This window comes from Micromonospora sp. CNB394 (assembly GCF_000374985.1).
In the GTDB taxonomy this organism is placed as follows: Bacteria; Actinomycetota; Actinomycetes; order Mycobacteriales; family Micromonosporaceae; genus Micromonospora; species Micromonospora marina.
This window is the reverse complement of record NZ_KB895830.1, coordinates 149,748-168,407: the sequence shown is the minus strand read 5'-3', so window position 1 is coordinate 168,407 and position 18,660 is coordinate 149,748. Positions and strand designations below refer to the sequence as shown.

The 18,660-nt window shown below is 73.3% G+C and carries 18 protein-coding genes; 7 read left to right on the top strand and 11 right to left on the bottom strand.

The features are described from left to right. Positions 1-125 precede the first annotated feature (125 nt). On the top strand, positions 126-1,394 hold the full coding sequence (locus C569_RS0110745; RefSeq protein WP_018785785.1) for a PP2C family protein-serine/threonine phosphatase: 1,269 nt from the start codon (positions 126-128) through the stop codon (positions 1,392-1,394). Here the strand turns inward: C569_RS0110745 and C569_RS0110740 are convergent. Beyond that, entirely contained in the window at positions 1,374-1,715 is a 342-nt protein-coding gene (locus C569_RS0110740) for an STAS domain-containing protein (protein ID WP_231394755.1), read from the bottom strand. The genes C569_RS0110745 and C569_RS0110740 overlap by 21 nt on opposite strands. Before the next feature lie 217 nt (positions 1,716-1,932). On the opposite strand from C569_RS0110740, the gene C569_RS0110735 reads away from it, so the two are divergent. Continuing rightward, positions 1,933-3,516, top strand: coding sequence for a DUF4139 domain-containing protein (locus C569_RS0110735; protein ID WP_026267978.1), 1,584 nt, complete (start codon positions 1,933-1,935; stop codon positions 3,514-3,516). 65 nt (positions 3,517-3,581) lie between these two features. Here the strand turns inward: C569_RS0110735 and C569_RS0110730 are convergent, their stop codons facing one another. The 10 genes from C569_RS0110730 to C569_RS0110680 all read right to left on the bottom strand — a co-directional run bounded on the left by C569_RS0110730 (position 3,582) and on the right by C569_RS0110680 (position 14,363). Beyond that, a complete protein-coding gene (locus C569_RS0110730) occupies positions 3,582-3,851 on the bottom strand; it encodes a GlsB/YeaQ/YmgE family stress response membrane protein (RefSeq protein ID WP_018785782.1) in 270 nt (89 codons plus the stop codon). Positions 3,852-4,059: 208 nt separating this feature from the next. Further along, complete coding sequence (locus C569_RS0110725; protein WP_018785781.1) at positions 4,060-5,166, bottom strand: magnesium and cobalt transport protein CorA; 1,107 nt, start codon at positions 5,164-5,166, stop codon at positions 4,060-4,062. 58 nt (positions 5,167-5,224) lie between these two features. After that, positions 5,225-5,905: a response regulator gene (locus tag C569_RS0110720; protein WP_018785780.1), complete on the bottom strand. Its 681-nt coding sequence runs from the start codon at positions 5,903-5,905 to the stop codon at positions 5,225-5,227. Continuing rightward, positions 5,902-8,448 carry a DUF4118 domain-containing protein gene (locus C569_RS0110715; RefSeq protein ID WP_018785779.1) on the bottom strand — a complete coding sequence of 849 codons (2,547 nt, stop codon included), beginning with the start codon at positions 8,446-8,448 and terminating at the stop codon, positions 5,902-5,904. Before C569_RS0110715 ends, C569_RS0110720 begins: the two co-directional genes overlap by 4 nt. Positions 8,449-8,530: 82 nt before the next feature. Further along, positions 8,531-9,412, bottom strand: coding sequence for a potassium-transporting ATPase subunit C (locus C569_RS0110710; RefSeq protein WP_018785778.1), 882 nt, complete (start codon positions 9,410-9,412; stop codon positions 8,531-8,533). Then, complete coding sequence (gene kdpB / locus C569_RS0110705) at positions 9,412-11,586, bottom strand: potassium-transporting ATPase subunit KdpB (protein WP_026267977.1); 2,175 nt, start codon at positions 11,584-11,586, stop codon at positions 9,412-9,414. Before kdpB ends, C569_RS0110710 begins: the two co-directional genes overlap by 1 nt. A gap of 20 nt (positions 11,587-11,606) precedes the next feature. Beyond that, positions 11,607-13,262 (bottom strand): potassium-transporting ATPase subunit KdpA, encoded by a 1,656-nt coding sequence (gene kdpA, locus C569_RS0110700; RefSeq protein ID WP_026267976.1) that lies wholly within the window; start codon positions 13,260-13,262, stop codon positions 11,607-11,609. Further along, the gene (kdpF, locus tag C569_RS30075; protein WP_018785775.1) at positions 13,262-13,351 is read right to left on the bottom strand and encodes a K(+)-transporting ATPase subunit F; all 90 of its coding nucleotides are present in this window, start codon (positions 13,349-13,351) and stop codon (positions 13,262-13,264) included. The genes kdpA and kdpF overlap by 1 nt, the downstream gene beginning before the upstream one ends. 246 nt (positions 13,352-13,597) lie before the next feature. After that, positions 13,598-13,828 carry a hypothetical protein gene (locus C569_RS30070; protein ID WP_018785774.1) on the bottom strand — a complete coding sequence of 77 codons (231 nt, stop codon included), beginning with the start codon at positions 13,826-13,828 and terminating at the stop codon, positions 13,598-13,600. A 316-nt stretch (positions 13,829-14,144) separates the two neighbouring features. Continuing rightward, entirely contained in the window at positions 14,145-14,363 is a 219-nt protein-coding gene (locus C569_RS0110680) for a hypothetical protein (protein ID WP_026267975.1), read from the bottom strand. A gap of 85 nt (positions 14,364-14,448) precedes the next feature. Between C569_RS0110680 and C569_RS0110675 the strand changes: the two genes are divergently transcribed. The 5 genes from C569_RS0110675 (at position 14,449) to C569_RS0110655 (ending at position 18,660) form a co-directional block, all read left to right on the top strand. After that, positions 14,449-15,171 carry a cyclopropane-fatty-acyl-phospholipid synthase family protein gene (locus C569_RS0110675; protein ID WP_018785772.1) on the top strand — a complete coding sequence of 241 codons (723 nt, stop codon included), beginning with the start codon at positions 14,449-14,451 and terminating at the stop codon, positions 15,169-15,171. A gap of 38 nt (positions 15,172-15,209) precedes the next feature. Then, positions 15,210-15,635, top strand: coding sequence for an ATP-binding protein (locus C569_RS0110670; protein ID WP_018785771.1), 426 nt, complete (start codon positions 15,210-15,212; stop codon positions 15,633-15,635). Between the two features lie 133 nt (positions 15,636-15,768). After that, positions 15,769-16,959 carry a DUF2786 domain-containing protein gene (locus C569_RS0110665; protein ID WP_018785770.1) on the top strand — a complete coding sequence of 397 codons (1,191 nt, stop codon included), beginning with the start codon at positions 15,769-15,771 and terminating at the stop codon, positions 16,957-16,959. 100 nt (positions 16,960-17,059) lie between these two features. Continuing rightward, positions 17,060-17,422 carry a YciI family protein gene (locus tag C569_RS0110660; protein WP_231394758.1) on the top strand — a complete coding sequence of 121 codons (363 nt, stop codon included), beginning with the start codon at positions 17,060-17,062 and terminating at the stop codon, positions 17,420-17,422. Then, positions 17,419-18,660 carry an RNA polymerase sigma factor gene (locus tag C569_RS0110655; RefSeq protein ID WP_026267974.1) on the top strand — a complete coding sequence of 414 codons (1,242 nt, stop codon included), beginning with the start codon at positions 17,419-17,421 and terminating at the stop codon, positions 18,658-18,660. The genes C569_RS0110660 and C569_RS0110655 overlap by 4 nt, the downstream gene beginning before the upstream one ends.

The following is an 18,660-nucleotide window of genomic DNA, read 5'->3' as shown; positions in this document are numbered from 1 at the left end:
CCGAGCGCCCACTACCACCACTATTCTGCAGTTGCCAACTATATGCAATAAGGGCGGACCGATGGCCCGCCGGCCCCGGCGTCGCTCGCAAGGCGGCCGCGCCGCGACCTGAATATGCTCACGAGGTGGAGGACAGCGAGCAGGCGGTGCTGGCCGGGATCCTGCAGTCGGCCGAGAACGCCGCACCCGTGGAGGCGGTCGAGGCCGTCACCGGCGTCATCGCCACAGCGCTGAACGCGCTCGGCATCTCGCTGCTGATCGCCGACCTCAGCGGCCGTGCGCTGGTCCGGCTGACCCACCGGCCGGCCGGCGGCGGTCCCGGCCGGCGCCACGACGAGGAGGAAGCCGAGGTTCTCCCGTTCGACGGCGGTCCCCACGAACGCGCCCTCCGGCAGCAGGCCCCCGAGGTCGTCCCCGGCGACGGCACGTGGACCGTGCTCGCGCCGGTCACCGACCGCGGCGAGGCGATCGGCCTGCTGGAGGTCGACCTGCCCGACGAGCCGGACGGCGACGTCGTGAACTGGGTCGCCCGCACCGCCCACGCGCTGGCGTTCGTGGTCATCGCCAACCGCCGGCACACCGACCTGTTCGAGTGGGGACAGCGCACCACCCCGTTCACCCTCTCCGCCGAGATCCAGCGCCGCCTGCTGCCCGCCTCGTTCACCTGCGAGGCCGGCGCCTTCGCCCTCTCCGGCTGGCTGGAACCCGCCGCGAGCGTCGGCGGTGACACGTTCGACTACAGCCTGGCCCGGGACCTGCTGCACCTCAGCGTCACCGACGCGATGGGCCACGGCGTGGCGAGCGCGCTCACCGCCACCCTCGGCGTGGGCAGCCTGCGCAACACCCGTCGGCGTGGCGCCGGCCTGGTCGCCCAGGCCGAGGAGGCCAACCGGGCCGTCGCGGAACACGCCAACGTACGCGGCGCGTACGTCACCGCCGTGCTGGGCCGGATCGACCTCACCACGGGCCGCTGCGAACTGCTGAACGCCGGGCACGTCCCGCCGATACTGGTCCGGGACGGCCGCGTCGTACCGGTGGCGCTGCCGGGCAACTTCCCGTTCGGGATGTTCCCCGAGGAGAGCTACCGCAGCGGGGAGGTGCCACTGCTGCCCGGCGACCGGCTGGTGGTGGTCACCGACGGCATGCGCGAGCGCAACGCCGCCGACCTCGACCTGCCCGCCGCGCTGCTCCGCCTGGCGCACCTGCATCCCCGCGAGGCGGTCCGGGCGCTGTCCGACGCGGTGCTGGAGATCGCCGGGCCGGCGCTGACCGACGACGCCACGCTGCTCGTCGTCGACTGGTACGGCGACCACGGGCCGCGGCGCAGCACCGCCGGCGCCGACACCGCCCGCGTCAGTCCGGACGAGGAGCGCTCAGCGAACGTCCGCCGGTGAGCCCTCCTCGGCGTCCCGCACGGTGCCGAAGAGCGGGATGACGCGGTCCACCGAGGTGATCGAGAAGACGTTGCGGATCGACTGGCGGACGACGGCCAGACCGAGCCAGCCGTCGCGCTCCCGCAGGTTCTTGTAGACGAGCACCAGCGCGCCCAGGCCGCTGGAGTCCACGAACCCGACCTGGGTCAGGTCGACGACCACCGTCCGCGCGCCGGTCTCCACCACGTCAAGCAGCCGGTCACGCAGCCGCGGCGCGGTGGCCATGTCCAGATCACCGGCGACCTCGATCACGGGGCCGACGCGCCCCTGCCTGGTCGTCACCGAGAACTCCACCACTCCCCCTCAACCACGCGCCGAGACGGCATCTCACTCCTGTCCACCGTGCCAGAAATCCGCCCCGATCGCCTCCCGCAGGCGCTCACCCGGCCCAGCCGTCCACCCCCGGAGTGGTGCACGACACCTTGGGGCTCCTGAGCGCGGGGAAGGTCGCCGCCGGCGGCGGCCACGTCGCGGGCGGGGCTGAACTACCCTCGCCGCCGTGGACACTGTGGAGATCGATGCGCCTGTCGTCGGCGTGGCCGTCTACCCGGACCGCGCCCGGGTCACCCGCCGCGGTGGCGTCCGGCTGGCTGCCGGCGACCACCGGGTACGGGTCGCCCCGCTCCCGCTGGGCCTGCACCGGGACTCGATCCGGGTGGCCGGCCGGGGTGCGGTGACGGTGCTCGGGGTGGACGTGACCGCGTGGCGGCAGCCCCGCAGCACCGACACCCGGGTCGTCGAGCTGGAACGGCGGCGCCGGGGCCTGGCGGACGAGCTGGCCGAGATCGGCGACACCGACGGGATCGAGGAGCAGCGCGGCGACTTCCTCGCCCGGCTGGCCGAGCGTGCCGGTGGCACGTACGCCCGCGCGCTGGCGGCGGGCGACGCGGCCCCGGCCGACGTCGCGGCCTTCACCGACTCGGTGTCCGGTCAGCTCGCCGAGTCCCGGGCCCGGCGGCGCGGGCTGGCCCGGCGGCGCACCGAGCTGGCCGAGGAACTGGCCGCCGTCGACCGGGACCTGGACGCGGCGCGCGGCAAGCGTGAGCCGGACCGGCTGGCCGCCGAGGTGTCCGTCTCGGTGGACGCCGACGGGGCCGAGGTGGAGCTGGAGCTGACGTACCTGGTGGACGGTGCCCGCTGGACGCCCTCCTACGACCTGCGGCTGGTCGAGGACACCATGACGGTCACCTGGTACGGCCTGGTCAGCCAGGGCACCGGGGAGGACTGGCCGGAGTGCGACCTCCAGCTCTCCACGGCCCGCCCGGCGGCGGCGAGCCTCGTACCCGAATTGTCGCCCTGGTATCTCGACCGGTTCCGCCCGCGGCCGCCGGTGGCCGCGTCGGCCGCGTCGTTCGGCGGCATGGTGCCGCCCCCGGCGCCCGGCGCGACGCCGGCGGGGCGTCCCCACACGGCCCGGTCCGCGGCGCCGGTGGTCCGGGAGAGCGTCGCCGAGGTCGAGCAGGGCGTGACGGCGGCCACCTACCGGCCCGCCCGGCCGGTGGCGGTGCCGGCCGACGGCAGCGCGCACCGGGTGACGATCGCGGTGCTGGAGCTGCCGGCCCGGCTGGACCACGTCACGGTGCCGGTGCGCGCCGCCGAGGCGCACCTGCGCGCCACGGTACGCAACACGTCGGACCACACGCTGCTGCCCGGCCCGGCGTCGGTCTTCCACGGCGCGGACTTCGTGGCGGCGACGCCGCTGACGACGTGGGCGCCGGGCGAGGAGACGGAGCTGGCGCTCGGGGTGGACGACCGGCTGCGGGTGGAGCGGAAGCTGTCCCGGCGCACCGAGAGCAGGGCCGCGCTCGGGTCGACGCGGCGGCGGGAGGTGGAGTACCGGATCACGGTGGCGAACCACACGCCCCGTCCGGCCACTGTCGAGGTGCGGGACCAGCTGCCGGTGTCCCGGGACGAGGCGGTGGCGGTACGCGAGACCGCGCTGGCGCCGCCGCCGGCCGAGCGTACGGAGCTGGGCGAGCTGACCTGGCGGCTGTCGCTGGCCCCGGGCGAGACCGGCGAGATCGCCCTCGGCTTCCGGGTCGAGCTGGCCAAGGGCGTCGAGCTGACCGGCTGGCGGGAGTAGCCGCACGCGTTAAGAAGGGCCCCTTCCTATGCAGAATGCGTTAAGAAGGGACCCTTCCTTCGGTCTCAGACGCGACGGCGGCCGTAGAGGCCGGCGAAGACGGCGACACCGATCGCGGCGAAGCCGACCTGGAGCAGCAGCTCGATCCAGTCGATGCCGGGGGTGTCGTCGACGCCGAACGCACCGGCCACGAGCGTGCCGACGAACGCGGCGACCACACCGATGAGCAGGGTCAGCCAGATCGGGATGTTCTGCTTGCCCGGCACCACCAGGCGCCCGAGCGCACCGATGACGAGACCGATGATGAGCGCGGTGAAGAAGCCCGTGATCTCCACGAGAGGCGTCCCTTCCCTCAGATGTGTTGACGCCTCGCTGGTTGCCCGGATCGATCACTCGGCCAAACCCGGGAGCCGCTTTCGTCACACAACTGTCATGACCGACCCTGATCAGTGGTCCGAGGGTTCACGCTCCGACTCGGCGATCATCACGAAGCTGACGTGGTAGATCAGTCAGCTCAGCGCTCTCCCCCGGAGCCCCGGAGACTCACAGCCAGCCACGACGCTTGAACAGCAGGTAGAGCGCGCCGCAGACGGCCAGCATCAGGACGACCGCGAACAGGTAGCCGAACTGCCAGTCCAGCTCCGGCATGTAAGTGAAGTTCATCCCGTAGACGGTGCCGATCAGGGTGGGCGCGAACAGGATCGCCGCCCACGCGGAGACCCGTTTGATCTCCTCGTTCTGCTCGAAGCTCGCCGCGGTCAGACTGCGCATCTCCTCGTTCTGCGCCTGCGAGACCAGGGTGGCGTTGACGGTGAGGATGTTCTGGAGCAGGTGCCGGAACCCGTCCACCCGCTCCACCACCTGGGTCAGGTGGTCGGCCACGTCGCGCAGCCGGCGGCGCAGTTCCTCGTCCGTGCCGTACCTGTCGAAGCCGTCGGTGAGCGCGTCGACCACCTTCAGCAGCGGCCGGGCGGCCCGCTGGAACTGGATCACCTCCCGGCTCAGCTCGTAGATGCGGCGGCTGGCGTTCGGGTCGCCCCCGAACACCTCGGTCTCGATCTCGTCGATGTCGTTCTCCAGCCCGGCGACCACCGGCGCGTACCCGTCCACCACCCGGTCGAGCACGGCGTAGAGCACGGCTTCCGGGCCGAGCGCGAGCACCTCGGGTTCGGCCTCCAGCCGCCGCCGTACCCCGGCCAGGTCGGGGGTGCCGCCGTGCCGCACGGTGATGACGAATCCGGGGCCGAGGAACAGGTGCAGCTCGGCGAACTCGACCGTGTCCCGCGCGTCCAGGTAGCGGGCGGCGCGCAGCACCACGAACAGCGTGTCGCCGTAGCGTTCCAGCTTGGGGCGCTGATGGGCGTTGATCGCGTCCTCGACGGCCAGGTCGGGGAGCTGGAACTCGGCGGCCAGCGAGGCGAGCTGCTCGCGGCCCGGCCGGCGCAGCCCGATCCAGGCCATCGCCTCGTCGAGCTGTTGCAGACAGCGGAACGTGTCGGCGAGGCCGGCCGGCGACGCCCGGCGTACGCCGTCGACGTAGACGCCGCTGTCGACCAGCCCGTCGGGTCGCTCGGGTTCGGCCGTACCGGCGTCGATGGCGTGCTCGTCCAGGCGCCGGCCGAACCCCTCCGAGGACCGGTTGTCCGCCATGCCCCTCCCCCGCTGCTCGGCCGGGTCGCCGAGTCCCCCTCCGGCGCACGCGCAAACGTCAGGGGCGGTAGCGGTAGCCCATGCCGGGTTCGGTGATCAGATGCCGGGGACGGGCCGGGTCGTCCTCCAGCTTGCGCCGCAACTGGGCCATGTACTGCCGCAGGTAGTTCGTCTCGTGGTGGTATTCCGGTCCCCACACGTCGTGCAGCAACTGGCGCTGGCTGACCAGCTTGCCCGGGTTGCGCAGCAGCTTCTCCAGCATGGCCCACTGGGTGGGGGTCAGCTTGACCTCGACACCGTCGTCCCGGACGACGGTCCGGTCGGCCAGGTCGACGGTGTTGCGGCCGATCCGCAGCGCGGGTACGGCGGGCGTGGCCGGGGCGAGCCGCCGGGTCACCGCCCGGATGCGGGCCAGCAGCTCGTCCACCCCGAACGGCTTGGTCACGTAGTCGTCCGCGCCGGCGTCGAGCGCGGCCACCTTGTCCTCGCTGCCGGCCCGCCCGGAGAGCACGATGATCGGCACGGCGGTCCAGCCGCGCAGGCCCCGGATGACCTCGGTGCCGTCCAGGTCGGGCAGGCCGAGGTCGAGCACCACCAGGTCCGGCGGGTGCCCGGCGGCGGCCTTGAGCGCCGCGGCGCCGCTGTCGGCCACCTCGACGTCGTAGCCCCGGGCGCGCAGGTTGATCCGCAGCGCGCGGAGGATCTGCGGCTCGTCGTCGACGACCAGGATCCGGGTCATTCCTGCGGCCCCTCCGGCTGGGTGGCGGCCGGCAGCCGCAGCACCATGGTGAGCCCGCCGCCGGGTGTGGTCTCGGGGGTGATGCTGCCACCCATCGCCTCGGCCAGTCCCCGGGACAGCGCCAGCCCCAGGCCCACCCCGGTCTGGTTGTCCCGGTCGCCGAGGCGCTGGAACGGCAGGAAGACATGCTCCCACTGGTCCTCCGGGATGCCCGGACCGGTGTCGATCACCCGCAGCTCGACCTGCCCGGCGTGCGCACTGCCGGTGATCGCCGGCGGCCGGCCGGGCGGGCTGTGCCGCAACGCGTTCGCCACGATGTTGACCAGCACCCGTTCCAGCAGGCCCGGGTCGGCCAGCGCCGCCGGCAGGTCGGCCGGGATGTCGGTCATCACCTCGGCCGCCGCCGCGCCCAGTTCGTCGAGGGCCCGGGGTACGGCGTCCTCCAGCCCGATCGCGGTGGCGCTCACGCCCAGCGCGCCGGCCTGCAACCGGCTCATGTCGAGCAGGTTCGCCACCAGCCGGCCCAGCCGGTCCAGCGACTCGTCGGCGGTGGCGAGCAGCTCCTCCCGGTCGTCCGCGTCGAACTCCACGTCGTGGCTGCGCAGGCTGCTCACCGCGGCCTTGGCCGACGCCAGCGGCGTACGCAGGTCGTGGCTGACGGCCGCGAGCAGCGCGGTCCGCATCCGGTCGGCGGCTGCGAGCGGGCGGGCGGTGGCCGCCTCCTCGGCCAGCCGCTCCTGGCGCAGCGCGACGGCGGCCTGCGCGGCGAACGCCTCGACCACCCGCCGGTCGGCCGCCTCCAGCCGCCGGCCGGCGAGCACCACGCTGAGCCGGTCGTCCACCGGCACCACTGTCTCGCCCGCGCTCGGGCTGCCCGGCGGCCGCTCGCCGACGCTCGCCGCCACCCGCCACGCGTCCGCCTGCCGGGCGCGCGCCGGCCGTCCCCCGGCCTCGTCGGTCAGTTCCAGCACGCTGACCGCGCGCAGCCCGAACGTCTCCCGCAGCCGGTCCAGCAGCGCCGGCAACGGCCGCTCGCCACGCAGCACGCTGCCCGCGACGGTGGCGAGGGTCTGCGCGTCGGCGGAGGCCCGGGCCGCCTCCCGGGTACGCCGGGCCGCCACGTCGACCACCCAGCTCACCGCGATGGCGACGCCCACGAACACGCCCAGGGCGAGCAGGTTGTCCGCCTCGGCGATGGTCAGCGTCCGGTACGGCGGGGTGAAGAACCAGTTGAGCAGCAGCGAACCGCCGAGCGCGGCGACCAGCGCGGGCCACAGCCCACCGACCAGCGCCACGCCCACCACACCGGCGAGGAACAGCAGGATGTCGTTGGTGAGGGTGAGGTCGGGCAGCGTCCGCAGCACGAGCGTGAGCAGGGGCATGCCGAGCGCCGCGAGCGCGTACCCGATCAGCCGCCGGCGCCGCGACAGGGCGGCGGGCACCGACGTGCCCCGGCGTCCGCGCCCCGCCTCGGGGTGGGTGACCAGGTGCACGTCGATCGGGCCGGACAGCGCGGTGGTGGTCACCCCGACGCCCCGGGCGAACACCTGCGCGAACCGGCCCCGGCGGCTCGCGCCGAGCACGAGCTGGGTGGCGTTGACGCCCCGGGCGAAGTCGAGCAGCGCCGCCGGGATGTCGGTGCCGAGCACCTGGTGGTAAGTGCCGCCGAGGCTCTCCACCAGCACCCGCTGCCGGGCGAGCTGGGCCGGGTCGGCACCGGCGAGCCCGTCGCTGCGGGCCACGTGCACGGCGAGCAGGTGGGCGCCCTTGCTGCGGGCGGCGATCCGGGCGGCGCGGCGGATCAGCGTCTCGCCCTCGGGGCCGCCGGTCAGGGCGACGACGACCCGTTCCCGCGCCTCCCAGGTGTCGGAGATGCCCTGCTGGGCCCGGTACGCGTCGAGCTGCTCGTCGACCTTGTCGGCCAGCCAGAGCAGCGCCAGCTCGCGCAGCGCGGTGAGGTTGCCGACCCGGAAGTAGTTGCCGAGCGCGGCGTCGATCTTGTCGGGCCGGTAGATGTTGCCGTGCGCCATCCGGCGGCGCAGCGCCTCCGGCGTCATGTCCACCAACTCGACCTGCTCGGCGGCCCGGACCACCTGGTCCGGCACGGTCTCCCGCTGGGTGGTGCCGGTGATCTGCGCGACCACGTCGTTGAGCGACTCCAGGTGCTGCACGTTGACCGTGGAGAGCACGCTGATCCCGGCGTCGAGCAGCTCCTGCACGTCCCGCCAGCGCCTGTCGTGGCGGGAGCCGGGCACGTTGGTGTGGGCCAGCTCGTCCACCACGACCACCTCGGGCCGCCGGGCCAGCACCGCGTCCAGGTCCATCTCGGTGAACTCGACGCCCCGGTAAGTCATCGACCGGCGCGGCACCACCTCCAGGTCGCCGATCATCCCGGCGGTGTGCCGGCGCCCGTGCGTCTCGACCAGGCCGATCACCACGTCGGTGCCGCGCTCGGCCCGGCGCTGGGCCTCCTCGAGCATGGCGTACGTCTTGCCGACGCCCGGAGCGGCTCCGAGATAGATCCGCAGTTCACCCCTGCCCACGGCCCCCATCCTCCCCCCAGTGCAAGGAAGGGCCCCCTGTTAACGCCTCGTGAGGTGCAGGGGGCCCTTCTTAACGCCTCCGTCAGCGCGCCGGGAACGCCTCGTCCAGCGCGAGGTTGAGTTCCAGCACGTTCACGCCGGGCGCGCCCATGAAACCGAGCGCCCGGCCAGTGGTGTGCTCCGCGACCAGCCGCCGCACCGCCGCCGGGTCCGCGCCACGCTCCCGCGCCACCCGGGCCACCTGGATCCGGGCGTACGCCGGGGAGATGTGCGGGTCGAGGCCGCTGCCGCTCGCGGTGACCGCGTCGGCCGGCACCGCCGGATCGGCGGGGGCGTCGCCACGGATCGGAGTGACCAGTCCCCCGGCGGCGACGTAGTCCTCACCCGGCTCCGCCAGTTCCACCGGCACGCCCTGGTAGCTGGCGACGAACGGCGTCGCGGGAGCCACCTGGTTGACGCTCACCACGCGGGTGGTCCGGCCGGTGAGACCGTCGGCGCGAAACACGGCGAGCACCGCGCCCACCCCGTCCGGGGTGCAGTACGGGCGCCGCCCGTCCACGCCGTCCAGCTCGCCGACCGCCTTGCTGCGCGCGCAGACCTGGGTGAGCAGGCTCTGCGCCGAGGTCTCCTCGTCGCCGGTGAGCGTGTCCACCACGCTCTCCGGGCCGAGGTTGCTCGCCGCGGTGGAGGTCGGGTCGTAGCCGTCCCCGGCGGCCGACGGGCGGGACTGGAAGTAGCGCGGGACGGGGTTGCCGTCCGCGTCGGTGAAGGACTGGCCGATCAGCGAGCTGCCGACGGTCTTCCCGCCGGCGGTGACGAGTGAGCCGTCCGCCTTGCCGTCGAGGCCGGGGAGCCGACCCACGGCGGCCAGGGCGAGCGGGTAGACCAGGCCGAGCAGCACGGTGAAGACGAGCACCGCGCGCAGGGCGGCCAGGTGCTGGGAGAGCCAACTGGGAAGGCGCATCACGAGATCCCCGGGACGAACTGGACGAGCAGGTCGATGAGCTTGATGCCGACGAACGGCACCACGATGCCGCCGAGGCCGTAGAGCCACAGGTTGCGGCGCAGCAGCGTCGAGGCGCTGGCCGGGCGGTAGCGCACGCCGCGCAGGGCCAGCGGGATCAACGCCACGATGACTATCGCGTTGAAGACGACGGCGGACAGGATCGCCGACTCGGGGCCGGCCAGGCGCATGATGTTGAGCCGGTCCAGCGAGGGATAGATGCCGGCGAACATGGCCGGGATGATCGCGAAGTACTTCGCGATGTCGTTGGCGATGCTGAACGTCGTCAGCGCACCCCGGGTGATCAGCAACTGCTTGCCGATCTCCACGATCTCGATCAGCTTGGTCGGGTCGGAGTCGAGGTCGACCATGTTGCCGGCCTCCTTCGCGGCCGACGTGCCGGTGTTCATGGCGACGCCGACGTCCGCCTGGGCCAGCGCTGGTGCGTCGTTGGTGCCGTCGCCGGTCATGGCGACGAGCCGGCCGCCCTCCTGCTCCTTCTTGATCAGCGCGAGCTTGTCCTCCGGCGTGGCCTCGGCGAGGAAGTCGTCCACGCCCGCCTCGTCGGCGATCGCCTTCGCGGTACGCGGGTTGTCGCCGGTGATCATCACGGTCCGGATGCCCATCCGGCGCATCTCGTCGAAGCGCTCCCGCATTCCGGCCTTGACCACGTCCTTGAGGTGGATGACGCCGAGCGCCCGGGCCGGTTCCCCGGCCACGTGCTCGGCCACCACGAGCGGCGTGCCGCCGGTGCCGCTGATCGCGTCGACCAGTTCACCGACCTGCGCGGTCGGGTGGCCGCCGTTCTCGCGTACCCACTTCATCACCGCGGCGGCGGCGCCCTTGCGGATGTGCCGGACGTCGCCGTCGGTGTCGAGGTCGACGCCGCTCATCCGGGTCTGCGCGGTGAACGGCACGAACGTGGCGTGCGGGATGAGGCCGGGCTCGCGCTCGCGCAGCCCGAACTCGTTCTTGGCGAGCACCACCACCGAGCGGCCCTCGGGGGTCTCGTCGGCCAGGCTGGACAGTTGCGCCGCGTCGGCGAGCGTGGCCGCGTCCACGCCGGTGACCGGCAGGAACTCGGCGGCCTGCCGGTTGCCGAGCGTGATCGTGCCGGTCTTGTCCAGCAGCAGCGTGTTGACGTCGCCCGCCGCCTCGACCGCCCGGCCGCTCATGGCGAGGACGTTGCGCTGCACGAGCCGGTCCATGCCGGCGATGCCGATCGCGGACAGCAGCGCGCCGATGGTGGTCGGGATGAGGCAGACCAGCAGCGAGACCAGGACGACGCCGGTGACGCCGGAGTCGGTGATGGCCGCGGTGTCCGGCGCGGCGGCCTGGTAGCCCTTGGCGAAGATCGCCATGGGCTGGAGCGTGACGACGGCGAGCAGGAAGATGACCGTCAGCGCGGCCAGCAGGATGTTGAGCGCGATCTCGTTCGGCGTCTTCTGCCGGTTGGCGCCCTCGACCAGCGCGATCATCCGGTCGATGAAGCTCTCGCCGGGCTTCTGCGTGATCCGGACGACGATCCGGTCGGAGAGCACCCTCGTGCCGCCGGTGACCGCGCTGCGGTCGCCGCCGGACTCCCGGATCACCGGGGCGGACTCGCCGGTGATCGCCGACTCGTCGACGCTGGCGATGCCCTCCACCACGTCGCCGTCGCCGGGGATGACCTGCCCCGCCTCGACCAGGACGACGTCACCCTGCCGCAGTTGCGGCGCGGGCACCGCCTCGTCCCGGTACGCGTTGGCGGCGGCACCAGGCGTCCAGCCGACCAGGCGGGTGGCGATGGTGTCCTGCTTGGCCCGGCGGAGCGTGTCCGCCTGCGCCTTGCCGCGCCCCTCGGCGACCGCCTCGGCCAGGTTCGCGAAGATCACGGTGAGCCAGAGCCAGACGGTGATCGCGATCGCGAAGACCGACGGGTCGGCCACCGCGAGCACTGTGGTGAACAGCGCGCCGATCTCCACGATCAGCATCACCGGGTTGCGCCACAGCGTGCGCGGGTCGAGCTTGCGCAGCGCGTCCGGCAGCGACCGGAGCAACTGGCGGGGGTCGAGCAGCCCGCCACCGACCCGGTCGTCCCGGCGGTCCGGTGTGCCGGGCACCGGCGCGTCGGCGGTCTGCACAGGTGCGGTCATGTCCGTGTCTCTCATGGTGGTCACAGCCCTTCGGCCAGCGGGCCGAGCGCGAGTGCGGGGAGGAAGGTGAGCGCGACGAGGACCACCGTGACGCCGACGACCATGCCGACGAACAGCGGCCGGTGGGTCGGCAGGGTGCCCTCGGAGGCGGGTGTGGGTTGCTGGCGGGCCAGCGAGCCGGCCAGCGCGAGCACGAAAATGATCGGCAGGAACCGGCCGAGCAGCATGCAGAGCCCGAGCACGGTGTTCCACCACGGCGTGCTCACCGTGATGCCGGCGAACGCGGAACCGTTGTTGTTGCTCGCCGAGGTGAACGCGTAGAGCACTTCGGACAGTGCGTGCGGCCCGACGTTGAGCGCTGTCGAGTCGTTGCCGGTGGCGAACGCGGCGGCGGTGCCGGTGAGCACCAGCGCCGGGGTGATCAGGAAGTACATCGAGGCGAACTTGATCTCGCGTGAGCCGATCTTCTTGCCCAGGTACTCCGGGGTGCGCCCGACCATCAGACCGGCCACGAACACCGTGATCACCGCGAGGATCAGCAGCCCGTACAGGCCGGCGCCGACCCCACCCGGGGCGACCTCGCCGAGCATCATGTTGCCGAGCACCGTCATGCCGCCCAGCGCGGTGTACGAGTCGTGGAACGAGTTGACGGCGCCGGTCGAGGTGAGCGTGGTGGCCGCCGCGAACGTGGCCGAGTTCGACACGTCGAAGCGCACCTCCTTGCCCTCCAGCGCCGCGCCGACCGCCTGCGGCACCGTGCCGTCGCCGGTCAGTTCGAAGACGTTGGTGAGGGTGATGCCGGCGAGCGCCAGGATCGCCATCACGGCGACGATCGCGTAGCCCTGCCGCTTCTGCCCGACCATCCGGCCGAAGACCCGGGGCAGGCTGAACGGGATCAGCAGGATCAGGAAGATCTCCAGCCAGTTCGTCCACGTGGTCGGGTTCTCGAACGGGTGGGCGCTGTTGACGTTGTAGAGGCCGCCGCCGTTGGTGCCCAGCTCCTTGATGACCTCCTGGCTCGCCACCGGCCCGCCGGTGACGGTCTGGGTGCCTCCGGTAAGCGTGGTCACGTCGGTCCCGCCGGACAGGTTCTGCACCACCCCGCCGAGCATCAGCGCGAGCGCGCCGAGCACCGCGATCGGCAGCAGGATTCGCAGCGTGACCCGGGTCAGGTCGACCCAGAAGTTGCCCAGCTCGCCGGTGCGGCTGCGGGCGAATCCCCGGACCAGCGCCACCGCCACGGCGATGCCGACCGCGGCCGAGACGAAGTTCTGCACCGCCAGGCCGGCCATCTGCACCAGGTGACCCATCGTCGACTCACCCGAGTACCACTGCCAGTTCGTGTTGGTCACGAACGACACAGCGGTGTTCCAGGCGCCGTGCGGCACCACCGGGTCGAATCCCAGCGAGAGCCACAGGTGGTTCTGCAGGCGCTGGAACGCGTACAGGAACAGCAGGGAGACGGCCGAGAAGGCCAGCACCGAGCGGGCGTACACGCCCCAGGTCTGCTCGGCGGCCGGGTTGACCCCGACCAGGCGGTAGATCCCCCGCTCGATCCGGGACGACCGGGTTCCGGCGACCACGCGGTGCATGTGGTCGCCGAACGGCCGGTGCACGGCGACGAGCGCCACCACCAGCGACAGGACGAAGAGCACGCCGGCTGTCGTCATGCTCATCAGAAGCGCTCCGGGAACAGCAGGGCGGCGACCAGGAACACGCCCAGGCCGATCGCCAGCACCAGGCCGACGGCGTTGACGGCGCTCACAGCTTCTCCACGCCCCTCACCACGAGGGCGAGAGCCGCGAACAGCCCCACCGTCAGCAACACGAACAGCACGTCAGACACGGCTGATCTCTCCTAGCGGAAGATGTCGTCGCGACCGCTTCCCGGCCGCGCCGAGCAATCACAACGCCGTGTCAGCCCGGCGGACAGGGGCTTTGACGCGACCATCACGCGGGGCCGCGGTTTCTTGACGCGCTTTTCACGCCGTCGCCGTGGGCGGTGATCCGGGTCACCGGACCGGCCGCGCCGCCGATCGACCGGCGGTGGCGCTACCCGCGCCGGGCATCGCGGCGAAGCCGATCGGCACGGCCTGGGACCGGGCGTCGCCCGGGCCGGTCAGCCGGTTGTAGCGGTGCGCGAGGAACCCGGCGAAGACCGCCGCACCCAGCGCGGTCACCGCCGCGACCGCGCGCAGGTCGGCCGCCACAGCGGCGTACGCCCCGACGACGCCCGCCGTCATCAGAACCCGCGCGGTTCACCAGGAAGCGACGGCTGCCACCCGGAATCCGGTGCACCCGTCCGCCCGTTCTCGTCCCACTTCCGGCTCCGGCATCGGTACGAGCGGCGGGGCGTCTGACTCAGCGGGTGGCGGCCCGGGGGATGAGCGCTCGGCCACCTCGCGCAGTTTGCGGTTCGCGTCCTGGAATAGCTTGGCCAGCAGCGTCGCGGTGCTCAGGGCTCCAAGCGCGAACTGCGGGAGGTCGCCGAGTCACTCGCCGATCGCGCGCCGCACGGACCTCGCTACTGAGCGTGAGGCCAGCGCGCTGAGCGTGAGATCAGCGCGGCATCGCTCGCCAGCCGGAGCCGCTCGCACGCCACGCCCCGGCGAGGATGCTCGCCGAGCCACGACTCGGGCACTGCTGGATCTTGGACCGGCCGGACGCCCCGCCGATCTGCGCCTGGACCTGCCACTGGCTTCCGTCGGTGCGGATGTAGACGTCACGCCGTCCACGAGGGTTGCTGACGCCGTTCCACCAGTGTTCCTCGACCACCATGCGGTGACCGTACCCCAGGAGACCCGGACCGGCCCAGACCGGAATTCCGTTGCTCCGCGTCACCGGGCGGCCGCACCCTCCACGGATGACCCCACCGGACCTGCCGCGCCAGTTCACCATCCGCGAGGGCGAGCTGCGCATCCTCAACCCGTTCGACGACGTCAAGCTGGCCACGCTGGGCCGGGCGATCCGGTTGCGCCCCGGCGACGAACTGCTCGATCTGTGCAGCGGCAAGGGCGAACTGCTCTGCACCTGGGCCCGCGATCACGGGATCACCGGCACCGGGATCGACATCGGCACCGCCTTCATCGCCGCGGCCCGCGAGCGCGCGACCGCACTCGGCGTGGCCGACCGGGTACGTTTCGTGCATGGCGACGCCGCGGCGTACACCCCGGAACGGCCGGTCGACGTGGCCGCCTGCGTCGGCGCGACCTGGATCGGCGGCGGGGTGCCCGGGACGCTGGAACTGCTCGACCGGGCGTTACGGCCGGGCGGCATGGCGCTCGTCGGCGAGCCTTACTGGCGGCGTGACCCGCCGGACGAGGAGGCCGTCACCGGCTCGCACGCCCGGTCCCGGGACGAGTTCACGGACCTGCCCGGCCTGGTCGAGTCGTTCGGCGGGTGCGGTTGGGACCTGGTCGAGATGGTCCTCGCCGACCAGGACAGCTGGGACCGGTACGCCGCCGCGCACTGGCTGAACCTGCTGGCCCCGGAGCTGCGGCGGGAGCTGGCCGAGGATCCGCTGCGGTACGTCCGGTTCCAGCGCGAGTACCTGGGGTGGGGCGTGTTCGCGCTGCTGCGCCGCTGATCTGCTTAACGACCGGCTACGCAGGGTAAAGGCAGATCATGGGACAGTTGCGTACCTCGCCGCCGCCGCCACAGGCCACCGAGCTGGAGCAGTGGGTGCTGGACAGTCCCGAGGATCTGCGCGGGCTGCGCGCCTCGCTCCGTGAGGCGCTGAACCGGCACGGGCTGGTGCAGGGCGAGCATCTGGACGAGGTGCCGCACCTGGTCGTGCTGGTGGCCACCGAACTGGCCAGCAACGCGCTGCGGCACGGCCGGCCGCCCACGATCATCACGCTGCTCGCCACAGACGACCGGTTCCTGCTCGACGTGGCCGACCACGACGTGCGATCCGTGCCGGAGCTGAGCGACATCCGCCCGACGGACTCGGGCGGGCGAGGTCTGTTCCTGGCCCAGTCGGTCTCGCTCGACGTGGGCTGGTACGCCACCGAGAAGACCAAGAACATCTGGGCGTCGTTCTCCCGCTGACTGCCCGGCCGCCCGCCGAAGGGCTCACCGGTCCCCGGCCGGGATCGGGTCGTCGTACTGGCCGGGCGGGCCGGGTACCGTCGGTGCCGGGGTGGACGACCTGCCGCCTGTCGGAGTTCAGGGAGAGCCACCCGTGTCACCAGCCGAGCGACTGCTCGACGCCGCCGTGGCGACCGCCCGCGGCACCGACGTACGCGCTGCCGAGCGAGCCCTCGACGGGCTCGTCGTGGCCGACGGCGCGGCGGTGGACGCGGCGTTGCTCGCCCGGCTCACCCGCGACGTGGGCCGGCTCTGGCCGCGTGGCTGGCAGCCCGCCGACCTGGACCGGCTCGCCACCCGGCGGCTGACCTCGCGCGGCGCGCGGCTGCTGCGCGACGCGATGGCCGCGCAGCGGCGCACCCTGCCCGCGCCGGTCCCGGCCTGGTTCGACGACCAGCTCACCGGGACCGGCGCCCGCTGGGACGACGACGCGGGCTGGCTGGACCGGCGGGCCGACGGCGACCGGATCACCGCGCTGCGGGACGCCGTGGACGCGGTCGTCCTGGTGGCGGGGCTGCCGCCGATCGCGGCGCTGCGGCCGCCACCCGGCTCGGCGGGCACCACACGTGCCACCGCCCTGCCGAGCGGCTCGCGGATGCTCGACCGGGTACGCGCGCTGCTCGCCAAGGCCGAGTCGACCGGCTACCCGGCCGAGGCGGAGGCGTTCACCGCGAAGGCGCAGGAGCTGATGGCCCGGCACAGCATCGACGCGGCGCTGCTCGACGGCGGGGCCGAGCGGTCCGGCGGCCCGGGCGGCGTGCGGATCGGCGTGGACGCCCCGTACGCGGCCGCGAAGGCACTGCTGATCCAGGAGGTGGCGGCGGCGAACCGGTGCGAGTCGGTCTGGTCCGACGACCTGGGCTTCGCCACGGTCCTCGGTTTCCCGGCCGACCTGGCGGCGGTCGAGCTGTTGCACACGTCGCTGCTCGTGCAGGCCACCGCCGCGATGCTGCGCGGCCGGGGCGAGCGCGGCCGGGCCGGCGGGCGGCGCACCAAGGGCTTCGACGAGTCGTTCCTCAACGCGTTCGCGCTGCGTATCGGCGACCGGCTGCGGGCGGCGAGTGCGGCGGCGGCCGAGGAACTGGCTGACGACCGGCTGCTGCCGGTGCTCGCGGCCCGCTCGGACGCCGTCCGGGAACGCGTCGACCAGCTCTTTCCGGGCACCACCCGGCACCGGCTGCAGGTGCGCGACGAGCAGGGCTGGGTTTCCGGCACCAGCGCGGCCGACCGGGCCTCGCTCGACCCGGACCGCCCGGCACGCCGTCCGCTCCGCGGGGGCCGCTGACCCCTCCCGGGGATGATGTCGGATCGGGCGGACCGGCTCCGACCCGTCTGCGAGGCGCCACCGCCGGTGGCCCGCATCCGAGGAGTGCACAGTGAAGTACATGCTGCTGATCTGGAACCGGCCCGGCTTCGTGGAGGAGCTGTCCGAGGCGGAACGCACCGCGATCTTCGGTGAGGTCGACGAGATCATGAAGGAGCTGACCGAGTCCGGCGAGCTGGTCGGCGGGGAGGCGCTGGCTCACCCCTCGCAGGCCCGCACGGCCCGTCCGGCCGCCGGTGGCGGCGTCGAGGTCACCGACGGGCCGTTCATGGAGAGCAAGGAGCAGTTCGCCGGCTACCTGACCGTCGACTGCGAGACCCCGGAGCGGGCCGCCGAGATCGCCGCGCGCTGGCCGGACGTACGCCACGGTTTCGGCGTGCTGGAGGTGCGCGCGGTGATGGAGCAGGCCGGGACGGAGATGTGACATCACCGGTGGTCGAGGACCTGCTGCGTACTCTCGCGCCGCAGGTCCTCGGCGTGCTGGTCCGCCGCCACGGCCAGTTCTACGCGTGCGAGGACGCCGTGCAGGAGGCGCTGCTCGCCGCCGCCGTGCAGTGGCCCCAACAGGGCCTGCCGGACCGTCCCCGCTCCTGGCTGGTCACCGTCGCCACCCGGCGGCTCACCGACGAGTGGCGCAGTGAGCACGCCCGCCGGGAACGCGAGGTGGCGGTGGCGGTGCGGCAGCCCGCGTACGCGGCGGTCGCCCCGCCCGCCGACGAGGAGCCGCCCAGCGGGGACGACACGTTGCGGCTGCTGTTCCTCTGCTGCCATCCGGCGTTGCCGGTGAGCGGGCAGGTGGCGCTCACGCTGCGTGCCGTGGGCGGGTTGAGCACGGCCGAGATCGCCCGCGCGTACCTGGTGCCGGAGGCGACGATGAGCCAGCGGATCCGCCGCGCGAAGCAGCGGATCGAGGCGGCGGGCGCGCGCTTCACGTTGCCGTCGCCGGCCGACCGGGACGAACGGCTCGCTTCCGTGCTGCGGGTGCTCTATCTGATCTTCAACGAGGGCTACACCGCGTCCAGCGGCGAGGCGCTGCACCGGGCCGACCTGACCGCCGACGCGATCCGGCTGGCCCGGGAGCTGCGCCGGGTGCTTCCGGACGACGGCGAGGTGGCCGGGCTGCTGGCGCTGATGCTGCTCACCGACGCGCATCGGGCGGCCCGTACCGGGCCGGCCGGTGAGCTGGTGCCGCTGGCCGAGCAGGACCGCAGCCGATGGGACCGCGACGCCGTCGCGGAGGGGGTGGCGCTCGTGACCGAGGCGCTCACCTGGTCGGCGCCGGGGCCGTACCAGGTGCAGGCGGCGATCGCCGCGGTGCACGCGGAGGCGCCCACCGCCGAGGACACCGACTGGCGGCAGATCGTCGCGCTCTACCGGGTGCTGGCGCGGGTCGCGCCGAACCCGATGGTCACGCTCAACCAGGCCGTCGCGGTGGCCATGGTGGACGGCCCGCGGGCCGGGCTGGCGCTGCTGGCCACGCTCGACGCCGACGACCGGACGGCGGGCCACCACCGGCTCGCCGCCGTCCGCGCGCACCTGCTCGACCTGGCCGGTGAGCGCGCCGAGGCCCGTGCCGCGTACCTGGCCGCCGCGCGGGCCACCACGAGCCTGCCGGAGCGGCGTCATCTGGAGGTACGCGCCGCGCGCCTGGCCGGCCGGTGA

Bases quoted from the DNA above. Each gene is read 5' to 3' on its own strand.
- C569_RS0110725 (WP_018785781.1), bottom strand. From the start codon at position 5,166: ATGGCGGACAACCGGTCCTCGGAGGGGTTCGGCCGGCGCCTGGACGAG.
- C569_RS0110720 (WP_018785780.1), bottom strand. From the start codon at position 5,905: ATGACCCGGATCCTGGTCGTCGACGACGAGCCGCAGATCCTCCGCGCG.
- C569_RS0110710 (WP_018785778.1), bottom strand. From the start codon at position 9,412: ATGCGCCTTCCCAGTTGGCTCTCCCAGCACCTGGCCGCCCTGCGCGCG.
- kdpB (WP_026267977.1), bottom strand. From the start codon at position 11,586: ATGACCGCACCTGTGCAGACCGCCGACGCGCCGGTGCCCGGCACACCG.
- kdpA (WP_026267976.1), bottom strand. From the start codon at position 13,262: ATGAGCATGACGACAGCCGGCGTGCTCTTCGTCCTGTCGCTGGTGGTG.
- C569_RS30070 (WP_018785774.1), bottom strand. From the start codon at position 13,828: ATGACGGCGGGCGTCGTCGGGGCGTACGCCGCTGTGGCGGCCGACCTG.
- C569_RS0110680 (WP_026267975.1), bottom strand. From the start codon at position 14,363: ATGGTGGTCGAGGAACACTGGTGGAACGGCGTCAGCAACCCTCGTGGA.
- C569_RS0110675 (WP_018785772.1), top strand. From the start codon at position 14,449: ATGACCCCACCGGACCTGCCGCGCCAGTTCACCATCCGCGAGGGCGAG.
- C569_RS0110670 (WP_018785771.1), top strand. From the start codon at position 15,210: ATGGGACAGTTGCGTACCTCGCCGCCGCCGCCACAGGCCACCGAGCTG.
- C569_RS0110660 (WP_231394758.1), top strand. From the start codon at position 17,060: ATGCTGCTGATCTGGAACCGGCCCGGCTTCGTGGAGGAGCTGTCCGAG.